Source organism: Azospirillum sp. (assembly GCF_035628975.1).
Taxonomy (GTDB): domain Bacteria; phylum Pseudomonadota; class Alphaproteobacteria; order Azospirillales; family Azospirillaceae; genus Azospirillum.
In genome coordinates, this window is the sequence record NZ_DASPIS010000006.1 from 97,303 (window position 1) to 116,565 (window position 19,263).

A 19,263-nucleotide genomic window follows, 5' to 3' on the forward strand; every position below is an offset into this window, starting at 1 on the left:
ACCACCCGAATGTCGTAATGCCATTTGTCTAGGGAAGTTTCGGGTTGTTGGACTGGTGCCGAGCACGAGCGACGCCTTACACTGCCCGGGCTGGAATGGTAGCTCCTCCGTAACGGTGGATGCGTCGGCAGCATGCGGGACGGCTACGGGATCAGGAGCGATGGCGCACATCATGGCGGTCACGGCGTACCGGAACGCGGAGTTCGGGACGGATCCCGGCGCGGGACGGGCGGCGGAAGCCAGCGGCTCCGGCATCGACGATCCGGCGCTGCTGCGTTGCCTGTTGGACCAGACGCCGACCCCGACCGCCCTGGTGGAGGGGGAGGGCGACTGCTGCAGCTTCGCCAACGCCGCCTTCCGCGCCCTGGGAGTGGTTGCGGGCTCCGGTATGACGGACAGCTTTCCCGCCCTGTCCCCGGCGCTGCTGGCGGAAGCGCGCAACAGCGGCCGGCCGCAGCGCAGCCGGGCCGCGAGCGACCGCGCGCCTGACGGCGAACGGTTCTGGGATGTGCGCGTCACCCCGATGCTGGGCCTCAACGGTGTCGTCCGGGCCCTGATCGTCACTGCGGATGAGACGCCGGAGTCGGTCGCCGAGCATGACCGGCGCCTGCGCGACGTCAGCCATCGGCTGAAGAACACGCTGCAGCTCGTCTCCAGCCTGCTGACCCTGCAGACGCTATCAAGCAAGGATCCCGAGGTCCGCCGCGCCCTTCAGAGCGCCGGCGGCCGTGTCGGCATCGTCACCCAGGCCCACCAGCGCACCCACGGCGCATTGCGCGCCGGCACCGTCGACATGGCGCCGCATCTGCGCGAACTCTGCCAGGAGTTGGAGGCGACGCTTCCCGGCGCCCACCGCATCCAGGTTGCCGCGGAGGCGACGGAGATGCCGGTGGATTCCATCATCCCCTTCAGCCTGATCGTCAGCGAACTGGTCGGCAACGCCGCACGCCACGCCTTTCCGGCCGGGGCGCCCGGTACCATCGATGTGCGGCTCGGCCGAGCCGGCGACGGTACCGTCCGCCTGGAGATCTCCGACCGCGGCACCGGCCTGCCGGCCGGGCTGGACATCACCCGTGCAGCCACGCTGGGGCTGAAGGTGGTCCGTGCCTTCGTCGGCCAACTGCGCGGCAAGCTGACCGCGGACAGCAGCCCCTATGGCACCCGTGTGACCGTCGACTTCCCCGCCGCCTGACGAATCCGGTCCCCGGGGCTTGCCCTTCCGGCCGTTCCGCGTCAGGAATGCGCCGGCAAAGGGCATGAGCGAAGGGCTGACGGCATGGCACGGATAAGGGCGGATGTGGCGCTGGTGGAGCGCGGGCTGGCGGAAAGCCGGGCCAAGGCGCAGGCGCTGATCCTGGCCGGGCTGGTCTATTCCGACACCAAGCGCATCGACAAGGCCGGCGACCTGATCGCGGCGGAAGCCCCTCTGGCGGTCAAGGGGCAGGATCATCCCTGGGTATCGCGGGGTGGGCTGAAGCTGGTGAAAGGGTTGGACGTCTTCGCCATCGATCCCGCCGGCCTGACCGCGGTCGATGTCGGCGCCTCCACCGGCGGCTTCACCGACGTGCTGCTGAGCCGCGGCGCAGCCAAGGTCTATGCCGTCGATGTCGGCCACGGACAGCTGGCCTGGAAGCTGCGAAACGATCCGCGCGTGGTGGTGCTGGAGAAGACCAACGCCCGCCATTTAACCACGGCCGAAATCCCCGACCCGATCGACCTCGTCGTGTGCGACGCCAGCTTCATCGGGCTGGAAATCGTGCTGCCGGCCGCATTGGATCTGGTCGTGCCCGGTGGCCGGCTGGTCGCCCTGATCAAGCCGCAGTTCGAGGTCGGGAAAGGCCGCGTCGGCAAGGGCGGCGTGGTGCGCGAACCGGAACTGCACGGGGAGGTCTGCGACCGCATCCGCACCTGGCTGGACGCAAGGCCGGGCTGGCGTGTGCTGGACATCACCGAAAGCCCGATCACCGGGCCGGAGGGCAACAAGGAATTCCTGATCGGGGCGGTGAAGGACCGCGTCTGATCCGGATGGAACCATAAGCGCTTCCGAGAGCGCCCATAATCCAGCGCTGCCGGAGCTCTTGGTGGTCCGGGTCGCCCCGGAGATGGCGCTGGTCCTCTCGCCGGTGCTGTACTTGCCGACCATAATTCCTGACCTGATCCCAAGGCCGTGTAGAAACCCGGCTTGTGACGCTCTGGAGCCAGCATTTCAGGGCGCCACACCCTGTTTTTCGTGATCGCAGGCCCATATAGTCGGAGAAACGCTGTCTGCGGCAAAATGGCAGGCATGGAGCAGCTCTGATAGAAATCGTATAAGGACGGAATTCCATGGTGGAAAAGACGCAACCCTCTCTTCGGCGCCCAATTTCCATTTTCAGGGAATTCATGAAAAGCGAAGCGTCGGGCGGTATTCTTCTGATGGTCGCCGCGGCGCTCGCCCTGATCGTTGCGAATTCTCCCCTGTCGGGAGTCTATTTCGACACGCTGCACAGCTATGTCTTGGGGCTGAGCATCGGGCATTGGGTCAATGACGGACTGATGGCGGTCTTCTTCCTGCTGGTCGGGCTGGAGATCAAGCGGGAGATGCTTGATGGGCAACTCTCTTCATGGTCGCGCCGGATTCTGCCGGGCGTGGCGGCGGCTGGCGGCATGGTGGTGCCCGCCCTCATCTATGTGGCCTTCAACAGCAGCGATCCGGAAACGATCCGCGGCTGGGCCATTCCGGCGGCGACGGACATCGCCTTTGCCCTGGGCGTCCTGTCGCTCCTTGGGCCGCGCGTGCCGACCTCCCTCAAGATCTTCCTGACGGCCCTGGCCATCATCGACGATCTCGGCGCCGTCATCATCATCGCCCTGTTCTACACCGCCGACCTGTCGATTCCGGCCCTGGGTGCGGCGGCGCTCATCCTGGCGGCGCTGATCGCCTTGAACCGCTTCGGCGTCCAGACGCTCTGGCCCTACCTCATCCTCGGCGCGGGCCTGTGGGGTGCTGTTCTCCTGTCGGGCGTCCATGCGACGCTGGCGGGCGTTACCCTTGCGCTGACGATTCCGCTTCGCCCCGCGCCGGGCAAGCCGGACGACATGCACTCCCCGCTGCACCGGCTGGAGCACGGCATCCACGGCTGGGTGGCCTACCTGATCGTCCCCGTCTTCGGCTTCGCGAATGCCGGCGTGTCCTTCGCCGGCATGGACGCGTCGATCCTGACGGGCTCTCTCCCGCTGGGGATTGCGCTCGGCCTGTTCCTGGGGAAGATGGTCGGCGTGTTCGGAACCGCCTGGCTCACCATTCGCCTGGGGTTCGCCGACATGCCGGCCAATGCGAACACGGCGCAGCTTTTCGGCGTTTCCCTGCTGTGCGGCATCGGCTTCACCATGAGCCTGTTCATCGGAGCCTTGGCCTTCCCCACGTCGCCCGAACTCGGCGATGCGGTCAAGGTCGGTGTCTTCACCGGTTCGCTTCTCTCCGCGACCGCCGGCGCCCTGCTTTTGCGCCTCGTGTCGCGGAAAGCCGGGGATCCGGCGCCCCAGTACGCGAAAGCCGATCGGAACGCCGCGTGACGTCGGCCCGTGAAAGGCGCCTCCGCACCCGGGGGCGCCAGCCGGCTGGACGATGTCTAGGCCGTCGGCTTCCCGTCTAGACGGTCCAGAATCTCCTGCGCCTGGGTGAGGAGCGAGTCTCGCGCGGCCGACAGTCGTTCAAGGGCTGTTTGCGACTGCCTGATCGTCCATGTCGCGTGGTAGATCTGCTGATCGAGAACATCGATGTCCTTCTCGATGAACATCAGCCAGTCGCGATCGGTCTGTATGTCGCGGTCGTTCATGATCGAATCTCCCTTTTCCTTTATTGTTTCCGGCTGTGGGCATGCCCTCCCGAGTTCAAGATGGCCGGATATCCAGGAGGCGGCCCGCCATTCGGCGGGCCGCCTCCCCAGACACGTCAGTGCTTAGGCCTGGCGAGATCGAAGCGGTCGGCGTTCATGACCTTCGTCCAGGCGGCAACGAAGTCCTTCGCGAACTTCTCGTGGGAATCGCCGCACGCATAGACCTCCGCGAAGGCCCGGAGCTGTGAATGCGATCCGAAGATCAGGTCGACGCGGGTGGCCGTCCATCTGCTCTCCCCGGTCTTGCGGTCCCGCCCTTCATAGATGCCGTCGGCGTTCGGGGGCTGCCATTCCGTGGCCATGTCGAGCAGGTTGACGAAGAAGTCGTTCGTCAGCGTCTCCGGCCGCTCGGTCAGAACACCGTGCCTGGAGCCGCCGGAATTGGCGCCGAGCACGCGCAGCCCGCCGACAAGAACGGTCATCTCCGGCCCGGTCAGCCGCAGCAGTGCCGCCCGGTCCACCATGGCCTCCTCCGGAATCATGAACTGCTGCTTCCTGCTGTGGATATAGTTGCGGAAGCCGTCGGCCCGCGGTTCGAGCGCCGCGAAGGAATCGACATCGGTCTGGTCCTGCGATGCGTCCATGCGTCCGGGGGAGAACGGGACCTGCAGGGTCAGGCCGGCATCCTGTGCCGCCTTTTCGATCGCTGTACCGCCGGCAAGGACGATCAGGTCGGCGAGTGAGATCCTCTTGCCGCCGCCGGCGGAGGCGTTGAAGTCGGTCTGGATGGCCTCCAGCGTCTGCAGCACGGTCTGGAGTTGCGCCGGCTCGTTCACCTCCCAATCCTTCTGTGGGGCGAGGCGGATGCGCGCACCGTTGGCGCCGCCGCGCTTGTCGGACCCGCGGAAGGTGGAGGCCGACGCCCAGGCCGCCGAGACCAGCTGCGAAACCGAAAGGCCGGAGGAGAGGATCCGCGCCTTGAGCGCCGCAATGTCGGCATCGTCGACCAGCGCATGATCGACCGGCGGGATCGGATCCTGCCAGATCAGCGTCTCTTTCGGAACGAGCGGACCGAGATAGCGCACCACCGGCCCCATGTCGCGGTGGGTCAGCTTGAACCAGGCACGGGCGAAGGCATCGGCGAACTGGTCCGGATTCTCGTAGAACCGCCGGGAGATCTTCTCATAAATCGGGTCGAAGCGCAGCGACAGGTCGGTCGTCAGCATCGTGGGCAGGCGCTTTGCCGATCCGGGGCAGGGGCCCGGGATCGAAGGCTCCGCATCTTTCGCCTGCCATTGCCACGCACCGGCCGGGCTCTTGGTCAGTTCCCATTCGAATTTGAAGAGGTTGTCGAAGAAGTGATTGCTCCATGTCGTCGGCGTCTGGGACCAGATCACTTCCGGGCCGCCGGTGATGGCGTCGGCTCCATACCCCGTTCCGTGCTTGGATTTCCAGCCGAGGCCCTGGTCCTCCAGCGCTCCGGCTTCCGGTTCCGGACCCATGAAGGAGGGGTCGCCGGCGCCGTGCGTCTTGCCGAAGGTGTGGCCGCCGGCGATCAGCGCGACGGTCTCCTCATCATTCATCGCCATGCGGTAGAAGGTTTCGCGGATGTCCTTGGCCGCCGCCACCGGGTCCGGATTGCCGTTCGGCCCCTCCGGATTGACGTAGATGAGCCCCATCTGCACCGCGCCCAGCGGATCGGCGAGCTGGCGTTCGCCGCTGTAGCGCTCGTCGCCGAGCCAGGTTCCTTCCGGACCCCAGAACAGCTCCTCCGGCTCCCACGCATCCACGCGGCCGCCGGCAAAGCCGAATGTCTTGAAGCCCATCGATTCCAAAGCGACGTTGCCGGCCAGGACCATCAGGTCGGCCCAGGACAGCTTGCGCCCGTATTTCTGCTTGATCGGCCAGAGCAGGCGGCGCGCCTTGTCGAGATTGGCGTTGTCCGGCCAGGAGTTGAGCGGCGCGAAGCGCTGCTGGCCGGTGCCGGCGCCGCCGCGGCCGTCGGTGATGCGGTAGGTGCCGGCGCTGTGCCACGCCATGCGGATCATCAACCCGCCGTAATGGCCGAAATCCGCAGGCCACCAATCCTGGGAGTCCGTCATCAGGGCGTTCAGATCCTTGATCACCGCATCGAGATCAAGTGACTGGAATTCCTTGGCATAGTCGAAGTCCCTGCCCATCGGGTCGGATAGCGGCGAATTGCGGTGAAGCATCTCGAGATCGAGGGCGTTCGGCCACCAGTCGCGATTCCTGTGGCTGCGGCCACCGCTTCCGCCTCCGTTTCCACCCCCGGTAAATGGACATTTGCCTGCGCTATCGTCGGTCCTCGCGTCCATCGTTTCCTCCTGCAACGCTTATGGGTTCACGTCTCGGCATTCACAGGGCGGCAAGTTTGCTTCAAAGCAAAACTGTATGTCTGGCCAATGATCAGGTAAAATGGTCTTTGTTGATCGCTGCGATAAGGTGATCTTATGATTCCCGGTTCCGTGACTCTCCGGCAGCTTCGCTATTTCGATGCGCTGGCGCATCACGCCCATTTCGGGCGTGCGGCAGCCGCCTGTGCCGTTTCACAGCCGGCCCTGTCGATGCAGATCAAGGAACTGGAAGAGGCATTGGGGGCCGCACTCGTCGAGCGGGGCAGCAGGAGCGTGCGGCTGACGGCTTTCGGGCAGGAGGCGTCGCTGCGCGTCCGCGACATCCTGCATTCCGTCGATCAGTTGGGGGAGCTTGCACGGCTGTCGAAGAACCGGATCAGCGGCCGGTTGCGCATCGGCATGATCCCCACGATCGCACCCTATCTGCTGCCGGCGGTGATCGCGGTCGTCAAACGGGAACACCCGCATGTCGAGATCGAGGTGCGTGAGGCGCTGACGTCGAAGCTGATCGAAGAGCTCGCCGAGGGGCGGCTTGACGCCGCGATCACCGCATTGCCCGTGTTCGAGCCGTCCTTGACCGAGGCGGTGCTGTTCACGGAGGATTTCCTGCTGGTCCGGCCGGCCGAGGAAGCGGGGAAGCCGGTGCCAAGCGGAGAAATGCTGCGCGAGATGCGGCTGCTTCTGCTGGAGGAGGGGCATTGCTTCCGCAACCAGGCCCTGTCCTTCTGCAACATGCCGTCCTCGTCGCCACGCAAGGCGCTGGAGGCGAATTCATTCTCCACGCTCGTCCAGATGGTCAGGGCCGGAATGGGCGTGACGCTGGTCCCGGAGATGGCTGTCGATATGGAGACCGGCTCCGGCACGGTGTCGGTGGTCCGCTTCAAGGACCCGCAACCGTCGCGGACCATCGGCATGATCTGGCGTAAGACAAATCCTCTGGCCGCACAATTCCTGCAATTGGCGAAACTACTGGGCCAGCCGGTTGACCAGAATAGCCCGGAAGCCGGAGGGGCACCGCGGCCGGCCGCGGCGCCCATCAGCCGTTAGTCGAAGCTGAAGCCCTGATCCTTCATGTAGACGTTCTTCACCTTGCACCAGTCGACGCTGAACTTTTCCGATTCATAGCCGACCCAATCGACCTTGAACGGAACGACGCAGTTTCCTTCGTCGCTGCCCCAGTCCATCTCGGCGGATTCGCCGGGCTTCAACTTGAAGTCGATCCAGTTCTTGCTCCACGCCCCGCCTTCGAAGGTGCGGAAACCGTTGATGACGTACTCGGACGATTTGTTGTGGAGATTGAACTTGTAGGTGTCCGCGGCCTGGGCGGAAGCGGCCGCGCCGGCCAGGGCGGCGAAAACGGCGAGAAAAGCGAATCTGCGCACGGTCGACCTCGTCGTTGAGAGCCCGCCATCACTGGTGGTAATCCATACGATGACGAAGCAATAATCCCAACGGAAGGGCATATATGACATGCGAGCTTCAGCGCTGCCCTGTCGCCAGTTGCCCTTCGGACCGCGCCTCTTATGATTGGCGGCAATGACCGCATGGACGGTCTCGCAAGACGAAGGGTTCGGGACATGAATGACGCAACGGCGGGCTGGATCGAACTCCAGGCCGCGGACGGCCATCGGCTTCGCGCCTATCGCGCACCGGCCAAGGGCGAGGAGATCGGGCGCCTGATCGTGGCGCCGGAGATTTTCGGCATCAACCACCATATCCGCAGCGTGTGCGACGGCTTCGCCCAGCAGGGATTCACCACCGTGGCGCCGGATCTGTTCGATCGTGCCGAACGCGGGGTGGAACTGCCCTATGACGAGGCCGGCATCCAGCGGGGCATCGCGCTGAAGGGAGCGGTGCCGACGGCGGACGCGCTACAGGACGTCGCGGCGGCGCTGGCCCATCTGGGCGGTGACGGGGCTGCTGCCATCGTCGGCTATTGCTGGGGCGGCAGCATCGCCTGGGCCTCGGCGGCGATCCTGCCGGTGCGGGCCGCCGTCGGCTATTACGGCGGCGATATCGGCAAGACGCTGGACAGCGCCCCGCGGGTGCCGACCCTGCTGCATTTCGGCGACCAGGACCATGCCATCCCGCTGTCGGTGGCGGAGGGCGTGCGGTCACGCTATCCGTGGCTGCCGGTGCATGTCTACCCGGCCGGCCATGGCTTCAACTGCGACGAGCGGGGGAGCTTCCATCCGGAAAGCGCGGTTCTGGCGCTTCGGCGGACCGTGGGGCTGCTGCGGGCCGTGTTCTGACCGGTCCCGTTCCGATCCGCGGCTCCTTCCGGCGTCCAAGCCGGATCGGCCAGCGGCGGAAGGCCAGCAGCCCGATGCAGATCAGCGCATAGACCAGCGGCGCCGTCTGCCAGCCCTTCACCAGCATGACGAAGTGCAGGCAGGCGGCCAGTCCGGCGACGAACACGCACCGGTGCAGGGCGCGCCACCGCCTGCCGCCCAGCCGTTTCACCATGCCGTCGGTGGAGGTCGCGGCCAGCGCCGTCAGGATCAGGAAGGCGCCCATCCCGACCGTGATGTAGGGCCGCTTGACGATGTCCTTCCAGATCGCCGCCCAGTCGAAGAACTGGTCCAGCCCGACATAGGTGGACAGGTGGACGGTGGCGTAGAAGAAGGCGAACAGCCCCAGCATCCGCCGGAAGCGCGCCAGCCCAGCCACCCCCGTCAGCATGCGCAGCGGCGTCAGCGCCAGGGCGATCAGCAGGAAGCGCAAGGCCCACAAGCCGCTGGCCTTGACGCTTTCCAGCACCGGCTCCGCCCCCAGCTCGCCGGTGTAGGCGAGCCGGACGGTCCAGGCCAGCGGGACGAGGCAGAGGATGAAGACTGCGGGTTTGGCCCAACGCGACGCGAGCGCAGCGTTGGCGGCGGCGCGCAGATCGACGCCGCCGGCGGCGGATGCAGGGTCGGCCATGGTCAGTAGTTCGCCTTCAGGTCCATCCCGGCATAGAGCGACGCGACCTCCTCGCCATAGCCGTTGAAGGGCAGGGTCTTGCGGCGGGAGAATTCGCCGACGCGCCGCTCGGTCGCCTGGCTCCAGCGCGGATGGTCGACCTCGGGGTTGACGTTGGAGTAGAAGCCGTATTCGCGCGGCTGCAACTTGTTCCAGGCGGTCGGCGGCTGGTCCTTCACCAGCGTGATCCTGACGATCGACTTGATCGACTTGAAGCCGTACTTCCACGGCACCACCAGCCGGATCGGCGCGCCGTTCTGGTTGGGCAGAACCTCGCCATACATGCCGACGGCCAGCATGGTGAGCGGGTGCATCGCCTCGTCCAGCCGCAGCCCTTCGGTGTAGGGCCAGTCCAGCACCCAGGAGCGCAGGCCCGGCATCTGCTTGGGGTCGTTCAGGGTCTGGAAGGCGACGTATTTGGCGTTGCCGGTCGGTTCCACCCGCTTCAGCAGTTCGGCCAGGGAGAAGCCGACCCAGGGGATCACCATCGACCAGCCCTCAACGCAGCGCAGGCGGTAGATGCGCTCCTCCATCGGGAATTTCAGCAGGTCTTCGATGCCGATGGTCATCGGCTTGGCGACCTCGCCGCCGATGGCGATCTCCCAGGGCCTTGTCTTCAGCGTGCCGGCATTGTCGGCGGGATCATCCTTGCCGGTGCCGAACTCATAGAAGTTGTTGTAGGTCGTGGCCGACTTCATCGGCGTGGTCGGGTCGAACTTCGGATCGGCCGGCTTGATCGTGGTCGGCACCTGGAAGGACGCTGCCAAGGCGTTGCCGCTCCACACCGGCAGGCTGCCCAGTGCCATCGCCGCGGCACCGCCGGCCATCAGGCTGCGGCGGGTGAGAAACAGGTCCCGCGGAGTCACCTCGTCCTCGCGGGCCTGCGAGGGGGCGGGGAATTTGAACAGCATCGACCTCTCCCGAACGGACCATTCCTGCCAGTAACCATAGGTCTGCGGCAGGCCGCCGGCAAATCACGCTCTCTACACGATTGCGTGAGCGGTCGATGAAAACGCTTCAGCGCCGGCCGAGCGGGATCACGATGGCGGGACCGCCGAGGCCGCCGCCGCGAGCCACCCGCCGCACCGGGAAGGGCAGCACGTCCGCCGCCGGCCTGGGTGGGCCGAGCGCCGGCAGTCCGGCAAAGGAGTGGGCCAGGGTTGCGCCGCTGCTGCAGGCGCGCATCCAGGAAAGCATGCAGTACATCGATGCCTGCATGGGAATCGTCCAGAGAATCATGGTCAAGCCCCGGGCTGTGACGACAGTCGAATTGGTCTCGCCCTGCGGGAGATGGCTCCGTGCCGAATGATCCCGCTGTGGTTCGGATCCATAACGAGGTCGGTCACCGAATCGTTCCGGCCCTTATACGATGGTTGAGCAGGGCTTTTCCGGTGGGCAACTTCGTGGCGTCGATGGCCTGTGTCAGCGAATGAAATTTCGCCGTTTAAAGCGAAGGTTGTCTTGTTCTGTGGTAAATCGCGTGAGTAACGCAGCCAAGCTGAAGAAACTGCAACCTCCATCCTAAGTCATAGGCATGGTCGCTACGCCGGAAGTCGGATTTCCTACGAAAGGCTAAATTGACCGGAATCGCCTTTACTTCATCGTGCGGGGATGTAGGACTGCGCGGTCACTCGCCGGCTCAGGCTCGGGCGCGCGCAGGCTTGCTGCGGGTATTCGGTTTTCTGGCTGAGACGGGTTGCATTTACTGGATCGTACTCCGGGATGGTGCCGGGGCGGTCCATTGCTGTGGCGGAATGCGGTCCATGGTGGGCCGGCGCGCTAATGGGGAACGGCATGACGGCGATGGTGGAGACGGCGGACGCGTTGGATCCGAAGGTTCTGCTGATGGCCTTGCGTCAACTGCGCAAGGGCGATTTCTCCGTGCGGCTGCCGCTCGACCTGACGGGCATGGACGGCGAGATCGCCGCCGCCTTCAACGACGTGGTCGAGCTGAACCAGAACATGACCACGGAGGTCAGCCGGCTCAGCGTCGCCATCGGCAAGGAAGGCCGCATCAGCCAGCGTGCCAAGCTGAACAACGCATCCGGCGGATGGGAAACCTGCGTCGACAGCATCAACACGCTGGTCGGCGACATGATCCAGCCGACGACGGAAATTGCGCGCGTGATCGGTGCCGTCGCAAAGGGCGACCTGTCCAAGACCATGGCGCTGGAGATCGAAGGCCGTCCGCTGCAGGGCGAATTCCTGCGCACCGCCCGCAACGTCAACACCATGGTGGACCAGCTGGTCACCGTCACCACCGAACTGACGCGCGTCGCGCGCGAAGTCGGCATCGAGGGCAAGCTGGGCGGTCAGGCCCAGGTGAAGGGCGTCGCCGGCACCTGGAAGGATCTGACGGAGAACGTCAACGTGATGGCCGCCAACCTGACCGGTCAGGTGCGCAACATCGCGGAGGTGACGACGGCGGTCGCGAAGGGCGACCTGTCGAAGAAGATCACCGTCGACGTGAAGGGCGAGATTCTGGAGCTGAAATCCACCATCAACACCATGGTGGACCAGCTGAACAGCTTCGCCTCCGAAGTGACGCGCGTGGCGCGCGAGGTGGGTTCCGAAGGAAAGCTCGGCGGGCAGGCGAAGGTCGAGGGTGTCGGCGGCACCTGGAAGGATCTGACCGACAACGTGAACATGATGGCGGCCAACCTGACCGGTCAGGTCCGCAACATCGCCGAAGTGACGACGGCGGTCGCGAAGGGCGACCTGTCGAAGAAGATCACCGTCGACGTGAAGGGCGAGATTCTGGAGCTGAAATCCACCATCAACACCATGGTGGACCAGCTGAACAGCTTCGCGTCGGAAGTGACGCGCGTGGCGCGCGAGGTGGGTTCCGAAGGAAAGCTGGGCGGTCAGGCGAAGGTCGAGGGCGTCGGCGGCACCTGGAAGGACCTCACCGACAGTGTGAACATGATGGCGGCCAACCTGACCGGTCAGGTCCGCAACATCGCCGACGTGACCACCGCCGTCGCGACGGGGGACCTGTCGAAGAAGATCACCGTCGACGTGAAGGGCGAAATCCTTGAACTGAAATCCACCATCAACACCATGGTGGACCAGCTGAACAGTTTTGCTTCGGAAGTGACGCGCGTGGCGCGCGAGGTGGGCTCGGAGGGCAAGCTCGGCGGTCAGGCGCGGGTGGAGGGCGTCGGCGGCACCTGGAAGGATCTCACAGACAGCGTGAATTTGATGGCGGCGAACCTGACCGGTCAGGTCCGCAACATCGCCGACGTGACGACGGCGGTCGCCAACGGCGACTTGTCGAAGAAGATCACCGTGCCGGTGAAGGGCGAAATCCTTGAGCTGAAGAACACCATCAACACCATGGTGGACCAGCTGAACAGCTTCGCCTCGGAAGTGACACGCGTGGCGCGCGAGGTGGGCTCGGAGGGCAAGCTCGGCGGTCAGGCGCAGGTGAAGGGTGTCGGCGGCACCTGGAAGGACCTCACCGACAGCGTGAACGCGATGGCCACCAACCTCACAGGGCAGGTGCGAAACATCGCAGAGGTGACGACGGCGGTCGCCAATGGCGACTTGTCGAAGAAGATCACCGTCGACGTGAAGGGCGAGATTCTGGAGTTGAAGTCCACCATCAACACCATGGTGGACCAGCTGAACAGCTTCGCGTCCGAAGTGACGCGCGTTGCGCGCGAGGTGGGTTCCGAAGGCAAGCTGGGCGGTCAGGCACAGGTGAAGGGCGTTGCCGGCACCTGGAAGGACCTGACCGACAATGTGAACGCGATGGCGACGAACCTGACGGGTCAGGTGCGAAACATCGCGGAAGTGACGACGGCGGTCGCCAACGGCGACTTGTCGAAGAAGATCACCGTCGACGTGAAGGGCGAAATCCTTGAGCTGAAATCCACCATCAACACCATGGTGGACCAGCTCAACAGCTTCGCCTCCGAAGTCGCCCGCGTGGCGCGCGAGGTGGGCATCGAGGGCAAGCTGGGCGGTCAGGCGCAGGTGAAGGGCGTTGCCGGCACCTGGAAGGACCTGACCGACAACGTGAACATGATGGCGGCCAACCTGACCGGTCAGGTGCGAAACATCGCCGAAGTCACCACCGCGGTCGCGAAGGGCGACCTGTCGAAGAAGATCACCGTCGACGTGAAGGGCGAGATCTTCGAACTGAAATCCACCATCAACACCATGGTGGACCAGTTGAACAGCTTCGCCTCGGAAGTGACGCGCGTGGCGCGCGAGGTGGGTTCCGAAGGCAAGCTGGGCGGTCAGGCGAAGGTGGAAGGTGTCGGCGGTACCTGGAAGGACCTGACCGACAATGTGAACATGATGGCGGCCAACCTGACCGGTCAGGTGCGCGGCATCGCCAGCGTCGTCACCGCGGTCGCCGACGGCGACCTGAAGCGCAAGCTGGCGGTGGACGCCAAGGGCGAGATCGCGGCACTCGCCAACACCATCAACGGCATGATCGACACGCTGGCGACCTTCGCCGATCAGGTCACCAACGTGGCGCGCGAAGTGGGCATCGAAGGCAAGCTGGGCGGTCAGGCCCGCGTGCCGGGCGCCGCCGGCCTGTGGAAGGACCTGACCGAGAACGTGAACCAGCTGGCCGCGAACCTGACCACCCAGGTGCGTGCCATCGCCGAGGTCGCCACCGCGGTGACCAAGGGCGACCTGACCCGCTCCATCACCGTCGAGGCGATGGGCGAGGTCGCGGCGCTGAAGGACAACATCAACGAGATGATCCGCAATCTTCGCGACACGACGCTGAAGAATGCGGAGCAGGATTGGCTGAAGACCAACCTCGCCAAATTCACCCGCATGCTGCAGGGCGAACGCGATCTGGTCACCGTCTCCAACATGATCCTGTCGGAGATCGCGCCGCTGGTGAACGCGCAGCACGGCGTCTTCTATGTCGCCACCCGCGACCGCGACGAACCGCTGCTGGAACTGGTCGCCTCCTACGCGCTGAAGGAGCGCAAGAACCTGTCCAACCGCTTCCACATGAAGGAAGGTCTGGTCGGGCAGTGCGCCTATGAAAAGAAGCGCATCCTGCTGACCAACGTGCCGCGCGACTATGTCTCCATCAGTTCCGGCCTGGGCGAGGCGCCGCCGCTGAACATCATCGTCCTGCCGGTGCTGTTCGAAGACGACGTGAAGGCGGTGATCGAGCTGGCGAGCTTCGGCCGGTTCAGCGAAACGCACCAGAGCTTCCTGGAGCAGCTGACCGAGAGCATCGGCATCGTTCTGAACACCATCGCTGCCAACATGCGCACCGAAGGGCTGCTGAAGCAGTCGCAGCGCCTGACCACCGAACTGCAGAGCCAGCAGGAAGAGCTGAAGACCACCAACGAGCGGCTGGAACAGCAGGCCGCCTCGCTGCGCAAGTCGGAAGAGCTGCTGAAGGCCCAGCAGGAGAAGCTGACCACCACCAACGAAGCGCTGGAGGAAAAAGCCGAGCAGCTGGAGAAGCAGAACATCGAGGTGGAGCGCAAGAACCGCGAGGTCGTGCTCGCCAAGGCGGCGCTGGAGGAGAAGGCCGAACAGCTCGCCCTGACCTCCAAGTACAAGTCGCAGTTCCTGGCGAACATGAGCCACGAGCTGCGCACGCCGCTGAACAGCCTGCTGATCCTGTCCAAGCTGCTGGCCGACAACCCCGACACCAACCTCTCCGACCGCCAGGTGGAGTTCGCCCGCACCATCCACTCCGCCGGCTCCGACCTGCTGGGCCTGATCAACGACATCCTCGACCTGTCGAAGATCGAATCCGGCACCGTCACGCTGGAGATCGGCGAGGTCGTGCTGGGCGACCTGCGCAACCATGTGGAGCGCACCTTCTCGCAGGTGGCGCAGGAAAAGAAGCTGGCCTTCACCATCGAGATGGACCAGACGCTGCCCGCCAGCATCCAGACCGACGAGAAGCGGCTGGCCCAGGTGCTGAACAACCTGCTGTCCAACGCCTTCAAGTTCACGGACGCCGGCGGCATCACCTTCCGCGTCGCCCCGGCGACGGAGGGCTGGAGCGCCGCGCACCCGACGCTGAACGCGGCGTCGTCGGTGCTGGCCTTCACCGTGGTCGACACCGGCATCGGCATCCCCGAGGACAAGCAGCGCATCATCTTCGAGGCGTTCCAGCAGGCCGACGGCACCACCAGCCGCAAATACGGCGGCACCGGCCTCGGCCTGTCGATCAGCCGCGAAATCGCCCGTCTGCTGGGCGGCGAGATCCGGGTGACCAGCACGCCCGGCAAGGGCAGCGCCTTCACGCTCTATGTTCCGCGCAGCTACGACGTCGCGGAGGAAACCGCCAACCCGCTGGTCGCCGCTGCCAGCACCGCGCTGGCGCCCGCCGGCCTGCTGACCAAGCGGCCGGAGGCGGGCACCCGCCCGGTGGTGGCGTCCGGCCCGCAGGAAGGGCTCGCCCTGCTGGAGATGCAGCCGGCCGGCGACGACCGCGAACGCATCCGCGCTGGCGAGCCGGTGGTGCTGATCGTGGAGGACGACGCCACCTTCGCCTCCATCCTGATCGATCTGGCGCGGGAGAAGGGCTTCCGCACGGTTCTGTCGGCCGGCGGGGCGGCGGCGCTGCCGCTGGCGCGCAAATACCGGCCGGACGCCGTGCTGCTCGACATCGGGCTGCCGGACATGGACGGCTGGGCCCTGCTGGACCTGCTGAAGCGCGACCCGCAGACCCGCCACATCCCGGTCCACGTCATCTCCGCCAAGGACGAGCGGCGGCGCGGCCTGTCGATGGGCGCCTTCGATTATTCGGAGAAGCCGGTGGAGCGCGAGGCGATCTTCGACGCCCTGAACCGGGTGAAGAGCTTCAAGGAACGCGATCACCGCAAGCTGCTGGTGGTGGAGAAGGACAATCCGCAGCCGGGCGCCGTCGCCGCCCTGATCGGCAACGGCGACGTGGAGACCCACACCGTCACCTCCATCGAAGCGGCGATGGCGGCGCTGTCGGCCGACCGCTTCGACTGCATGGTGCTGGATCTGTCCAGCCCGGCGCTGCCCGGCCCCTCCGCCGCCGATTTCGAACTGGTGGAATGGCTGCGCACCCGCGACACGCTCGCCTGGATGCCGGTGGTGGTCTATGTCGCCCCCGACATTACGGTGGAGGACGAGGCGCGGCTGCGCCGGCTGGCCGAGACCGTGGTGCTGAAGAGCGCCCGGTCGCCCGCCGGCCTGCTCGACGAGACCGCGCTGTTCCTGCACCGTGCCGTCGACAAGCTGCCCGACGACAAGCGGCGCAGCATCCTGGACCTGCGCCAGCATGATCCGTCGCTGGCCGGGAAGCGGGTGCTGGTGATCGACGACGACATCCGCAACATCTTCTCGCTCGCCAGCGTGATGGAGGCCCACAGGATCGAGGTCCTGCATGCCGAAAGCGGTCGCGAGGGGATCGAACGGCTGCGCGCCGACCCTGGCGTCGACGTGGTGCTGGTCGACATCATGATGCCGGAAATGGACGGCTACGAAACCATGCGCACGATCCGCAGCATCGACGAGTTCCGCGGCCTGCCGATGATCGCCGTCACCGCGAAGGCGATGAAGGGCGACCGCGACAAGTGCATCGAAGCCGGAGCGACCGACTATATCGCCAAGCCGGTGGACATCGACCATCTGCTGTCCCTGCTGCGGATCTGGACCGCCAAGGGCGGCAGGCCGCAGCTGCGCGGCGGAGTTCAGGCATGACCCGCCGCAAGCTGCGCCCGGCGCGGGTGGCGCGGCGCGGGCCGTTCGTGCCGCCGCCCGCTTTCCCGGTGCCGGCGGTCCGCCGCTCGCGCCTGCTCGGCACCACCAGCGTCCAGCCGGCCAGCGCCGACCAGGACGCCGTCCGCCAGACGCTTCTTCCGCCGGATGTGGCGCTGCCTGCGGCCGCACCCGTTCCGGCCGCCACACCCGCACCGGCGGCCGGTGCCCCCGCGGGATGGGAAAGCATGACCACCGACGTTCCTCCGCAGCTTGACAAGGCCGACGTGGCGATCCTGATCGTCGATGACGACCCGCGGAACCTGTTCGCCGTGCGCGAGACGCTGGAGGACATGAACGCGCAGCTCGTCCTGGCGAGGTCGGGGGAAGAGGCGCTGAAGCACCTGCTGCGGCAGGACTTCGCGCTGATCCTGCTCGACGTCCATATGCCGGGAATGGACGGCTACGAGACGGCGGAGCTGATCCGTCTGCGCGAGAAGTCCCGCCACATCCCCATCATCTTCCTGACCGCCATCAACAAGGACGAGACGCACATCTTCCGCGGCTATGCCAGCGGCGCCGTGGATTACATGTTCAAGCCGGTCGATCCGCACATCCTGAAATGCAAGGTGTCGGTCTTCGTCGACCTCTACCGCAAGACGGAGGCGGTGAAGCGCGAGGTCGAAGCCAAGCAGCGCCTGCTGGACGAGAACGAGCGGGTGCGGCGCGAGATGCGGCAGGCCGAACAGGCGTTGCGCCGGTCGGAGGAGCGGCAGGCGCTGATCCTGGGGCAGCTGCCGATCGTGCTCTACACCGCGGATCTGACGCCGGGCATTCCCTTCCGCTACCTGTCCGACACGGCGCTGTCGGTGCTGGGCTGTCCGGCCGCCCGCTTCATCGATGATCCCGGCTACTGGGAAGCGGGGCTTCATCCGGACGACCGCAACCGCGTGCTGCGCCAGTTGGAGTCGATCCACGACACCGGGCTGACGACGGTCGAATACCGCTGGCGCTGCCCGGACGGCAGCGAGCGCCATTTGCTGGACCAGGCGGTGGTGGTGCGCGACGAGGACGGCCAGCCGGCCGAGCTGTTCGGCACCATTCTGGACGTGACCGAGACGCGCCAGGCCCAGCGGCAGCTCGCCCACGCCCAGAAGATGGAGATGGTCGGCCAGCTGACCGGCGGCATCGCCCATGACTTCAACAACATGCTGATGGTGGTGATCGGCAGCCTCGAACGGCTGGTCCCCAGCCTTGCCGAGGATCCGAAGGCGGCGAAGCGGGCGGAGATGGCGCTGCAGGCGGCGCTGCGCTGTTCCGACATGACGCGGCGCCTGCTGACCTTCGCGCGGCGCCAGCAGCTCCACCCGGAGCCGGTCGATCTCGGCGCGCTGGTCGCCGGCATGGGCGAGTTGATGGAGCGCACGCTGGGCGGCGGCGTCGGCATCGCCATCGAGGCGCCTGCGGCCGATGCGGAGCCGCTGTGGACCGCGTCGGTCGACCGGTCGCAGGCGGAATCAGCGCTGCTGAATCTCGTCATCAACGCCCGCGACGCCATGCCCGGCGGCGGTACCCTGCGCATCCGCACGGAGAACGCCCGCTTCGAGGATACGCAGTCCGCTCACGGCATGTCCGTCCCGGCCGGCGACTACATCCTGCTGTCGGTGTCCGACAGTGGATGCGGCATGCCGCCGGATGTGCTGGAACGCGCCTTCGAGCCCTTCTTCACCACCAAGGAGGCGGGGAAGGGAACCGGTCTCGGCCTTGCCATGATCCATGGCTTCGTCAAGCAGTCGGGCGGGCTGATCGGCATCGACAGCACTCCGGGTGTCGGCACCACCTTCCGCCTTTACCTGCCGAGGGCGGCAGTCGACACGGTCCACGGTACGGCCTCCGACGACGAAGACGCCGACGAGGCGTTCGCCGGTCGCGGCGAGACTGTGCTGGTGGTGGACGACGACGCCGACGTGCGCGCCGTCGCCGTCCAGGCCGTGGGTGCGCTGGGCTACCGCGTGCTGGAAGCCGATGGCGGGGAAGCGGCGCTGACCCTGCTGGATCGACAGCCGGTCGATCTCCTGTTCACCGATATCGTGATGCCGGGTGGCCTGAACGGGCGCGAGCTTGCGCGCGAGGGGCTGCGCCGCCACCCCTCGCTCCGGGTGCTGTTCGCCTCGGGCTATGCCAACGGAACCAGTGCGCCGGAGCCGGAGGCCGGCGCCGCCATGCCGGCAGACGACGGCACGGATCCGGGTGCCGTGCTTGGGGCGGTGTTGGGCCGGGCGGAGACGCTGGCCAAGCCCTATCGCGACGGCGATCTCGCCCGCGCGCTGCGCCGCGCGCTGGATCTGCAGTCCCCCCTCGCGCCGGCGGAGGCCGTCCGGGGCTGACGACGGGGATCAATGGGGGGATCGATGGCGGCGCCGTCCCACGCCGCCGGT

The 19,263-nt window shown here is 66.1% G+C and carries 13 protein-coding genes; 7 read left to right on the plus strand and 6 right to left on the minus strand.

Going from position 1 to position 19,263, the window contains the following annotated elements; all coding sequences use genetic code 11:
* Positions 1–160 precede the first annotated feature (160 nt).
* The 3 genes from VD964_RS01580 (at position 161) to nhaA (ending at position 3,555) form a co-directional block, all read left to right on the plus strand.
* Positions 161–1,192, plus strand: coding sequence for a sensor histidine kinase (locus VD964_RS01580; protein WP_324864835.1), 1,032 nt, complete (start codon positions 161–163; stop codon positions 1,190–1,192).
* An 84-nt stretch (positions 1,193–1,276) separates the two neighbouring features.
* A complete protein-coding gene (locus VD964_RS01585; protein WP_324864837.1) occupies positions 1,277–2,020 on the plus strand; it encodes a TlyA family RNA methyltransferase in 744 nt (247 codons plus the stop codon).
* 305 nt (positions 2,021–2,325) lie between these two features.
* The gene (gene nhaA, locus VD964_RS01590; protein WP_324864839.1) at positions 2,326–3,555 is read left to right on the plus strand and encodes a Na+/H+ antiporter NhaA; all 1,230 of its coding nucleotides are present in this window, start codon (positions 2,326–2,328) and stop codon (positions 3,553–3,555) included.
* Between the two features lie 56 nt (positions 3,556–3,611).
* Here nhaA and VD964_RS01595 read toward each other — a convergent pair whose 3' ends face one another.
* Both VD964_RS01595 and katG read right to left on the minus strand, forming a co-directional pair.
* Complete coding sequence (locus tag VD964_RS01595; RefSeq protein WP_324864840.1) at positions 3,612–3,818, minus strand: hypothetical protein; 207 nt, start codon at positions 3,816–3,818, stop codon at positions 3,612–3,614.
* A gap of 116 nt (positions 3,819–3,934) precedes the next feature.
* Positions 3,935–6,154 (minus strand): catalase/peroxidase HPI, encoded by a 2,220-nt coding sequence (gene katG, locus VD964_RS01600; protein ID WP_324864842.1) that lies wholly within the window; start codon positions 6,152–6,154, stop codon positions 3,935–3,937.
* Between the two features lie 135 nt (positions 6,155–6,289).
* On the opposite strand from katG, the gene VD964_RS01605 reads away from it, so the two are divergent.
* A complete protein-coding gene (locus VD964_RS01605) occupies positions 6,290–7,240 on the plus strand; it encodes a hydrogen peroxide-inducible genes activator (protein WP_324864845.1) in 951 nt (316 codons plus the stop codon).
* On the opposite strand, the gene VD964_RS01610 is transcribed toward VD964_RS01605, so the two are convergent.
* Positions 7,237–7,575 carry a hypothetical protein gene (locus VD964_RS01610; protein WP_324864847.1) on the minus strand — a complete coding sequence of 113 codons (339 nt, stop codon included), beginning with the start codon at positions 7,573–7,575 and terminating at the stop codon, positions 7,237–7,239. The genes VD964_RS01605 and VD964_RS01610 overlap by 4 nt on opposite strands.
* A gap of 195 nt (positions 7,576–7,770) precedes the next feature.
* Here VD964_RS01610 and VD964_RS01615 point away from each other — a divergent pair, with 195 nt between their 5' ends.
* Positions 7,771–8,445: a dienelactone hydrolase family protein gene (locus tag VD964_RS01615; RefSeq protein WP_324864848.1), complete on the plus strand. Its 675-nt coding sequence runs from the start codon at positions 7,771–7,773 to the stop codon at positions 8,443–8,445.
* On the opposite strand, the gene VD964_RS01620 is transcribed toward VD964_RS01615, so the two are convergent.
* From VD964_RS01620 to VD964_RS01630, 3 genes are all read right to left on the minus strand, one after another.
* Entirely contained in the window at positions 8,357–9,115 is a 759-nt protein-coding gene (locus tag VD964_RS01620) for a protein-methionine-sulfoxide reductase heme-binding subunit MsrQ (protein ID WP_324864850.1), read from the minus strand. The genes VD964_RS01615 and VD964_RS01620 overlap by 89 nt on opposite strands.
* Positions 9,116–9,117: 2 nt before the next feature.
* Positions 9,118–10,065 carry a protein-methionine-sulfoxide reductase catalytic subunit MsrP gene (gene msrP, locus VD964_RS01625; protein WP_324864852.1) on the minus strand — a complete coding sequence of 316 codons (948 nt, stop codon included), beginning with the start codon at positions 10,063–10,065 and terminating at the stop codon, positions 9,118–9,120.
* A gap of 106 nt (positions 10,066–10,171) precedes the next feature.
* A complete protein-coding gene (locus VD964_RS01630) occupies positions 10,172–10,372 on the minus strand; it encodes a hypothetical protein (protein WP_324864854.1) in 201 nt (66 codons plus the stop codon).
* A 576-nt stretch (positions 10,373–10,948) separates the two neighbouring features.
* Here VD964_RS01630 and VD964_RS01635 point away from each other — a divergent pair.
* Positions 10,949–16,828 carry a HAMP domain-containing protein gene (locus tag VD964_RS01635; protein ID WP_324864855.1) on the plus strand — a complete coding sequence of 1,960 codons (5,880 nt, stop codon included), beginning with the start codon at positions 10,949–10,951 and terminating at the stop codon, positions 16,826–16,828.
* A complete protein-coding gene (locus VD964_RS01640; RefSeq protein WP_324864857.1) occupies positions 16,825–19,212 on the plus strand; it encodes a response regulator in 2,388 nt (795 codons plus the stop codon). Before VD964_RS01635 ends, VD964_RS01640 begins: the two co-directional genes overlap by 4 nt.
* Positions 19,213–19,263 lie beyond the last annotated feature (51 nt).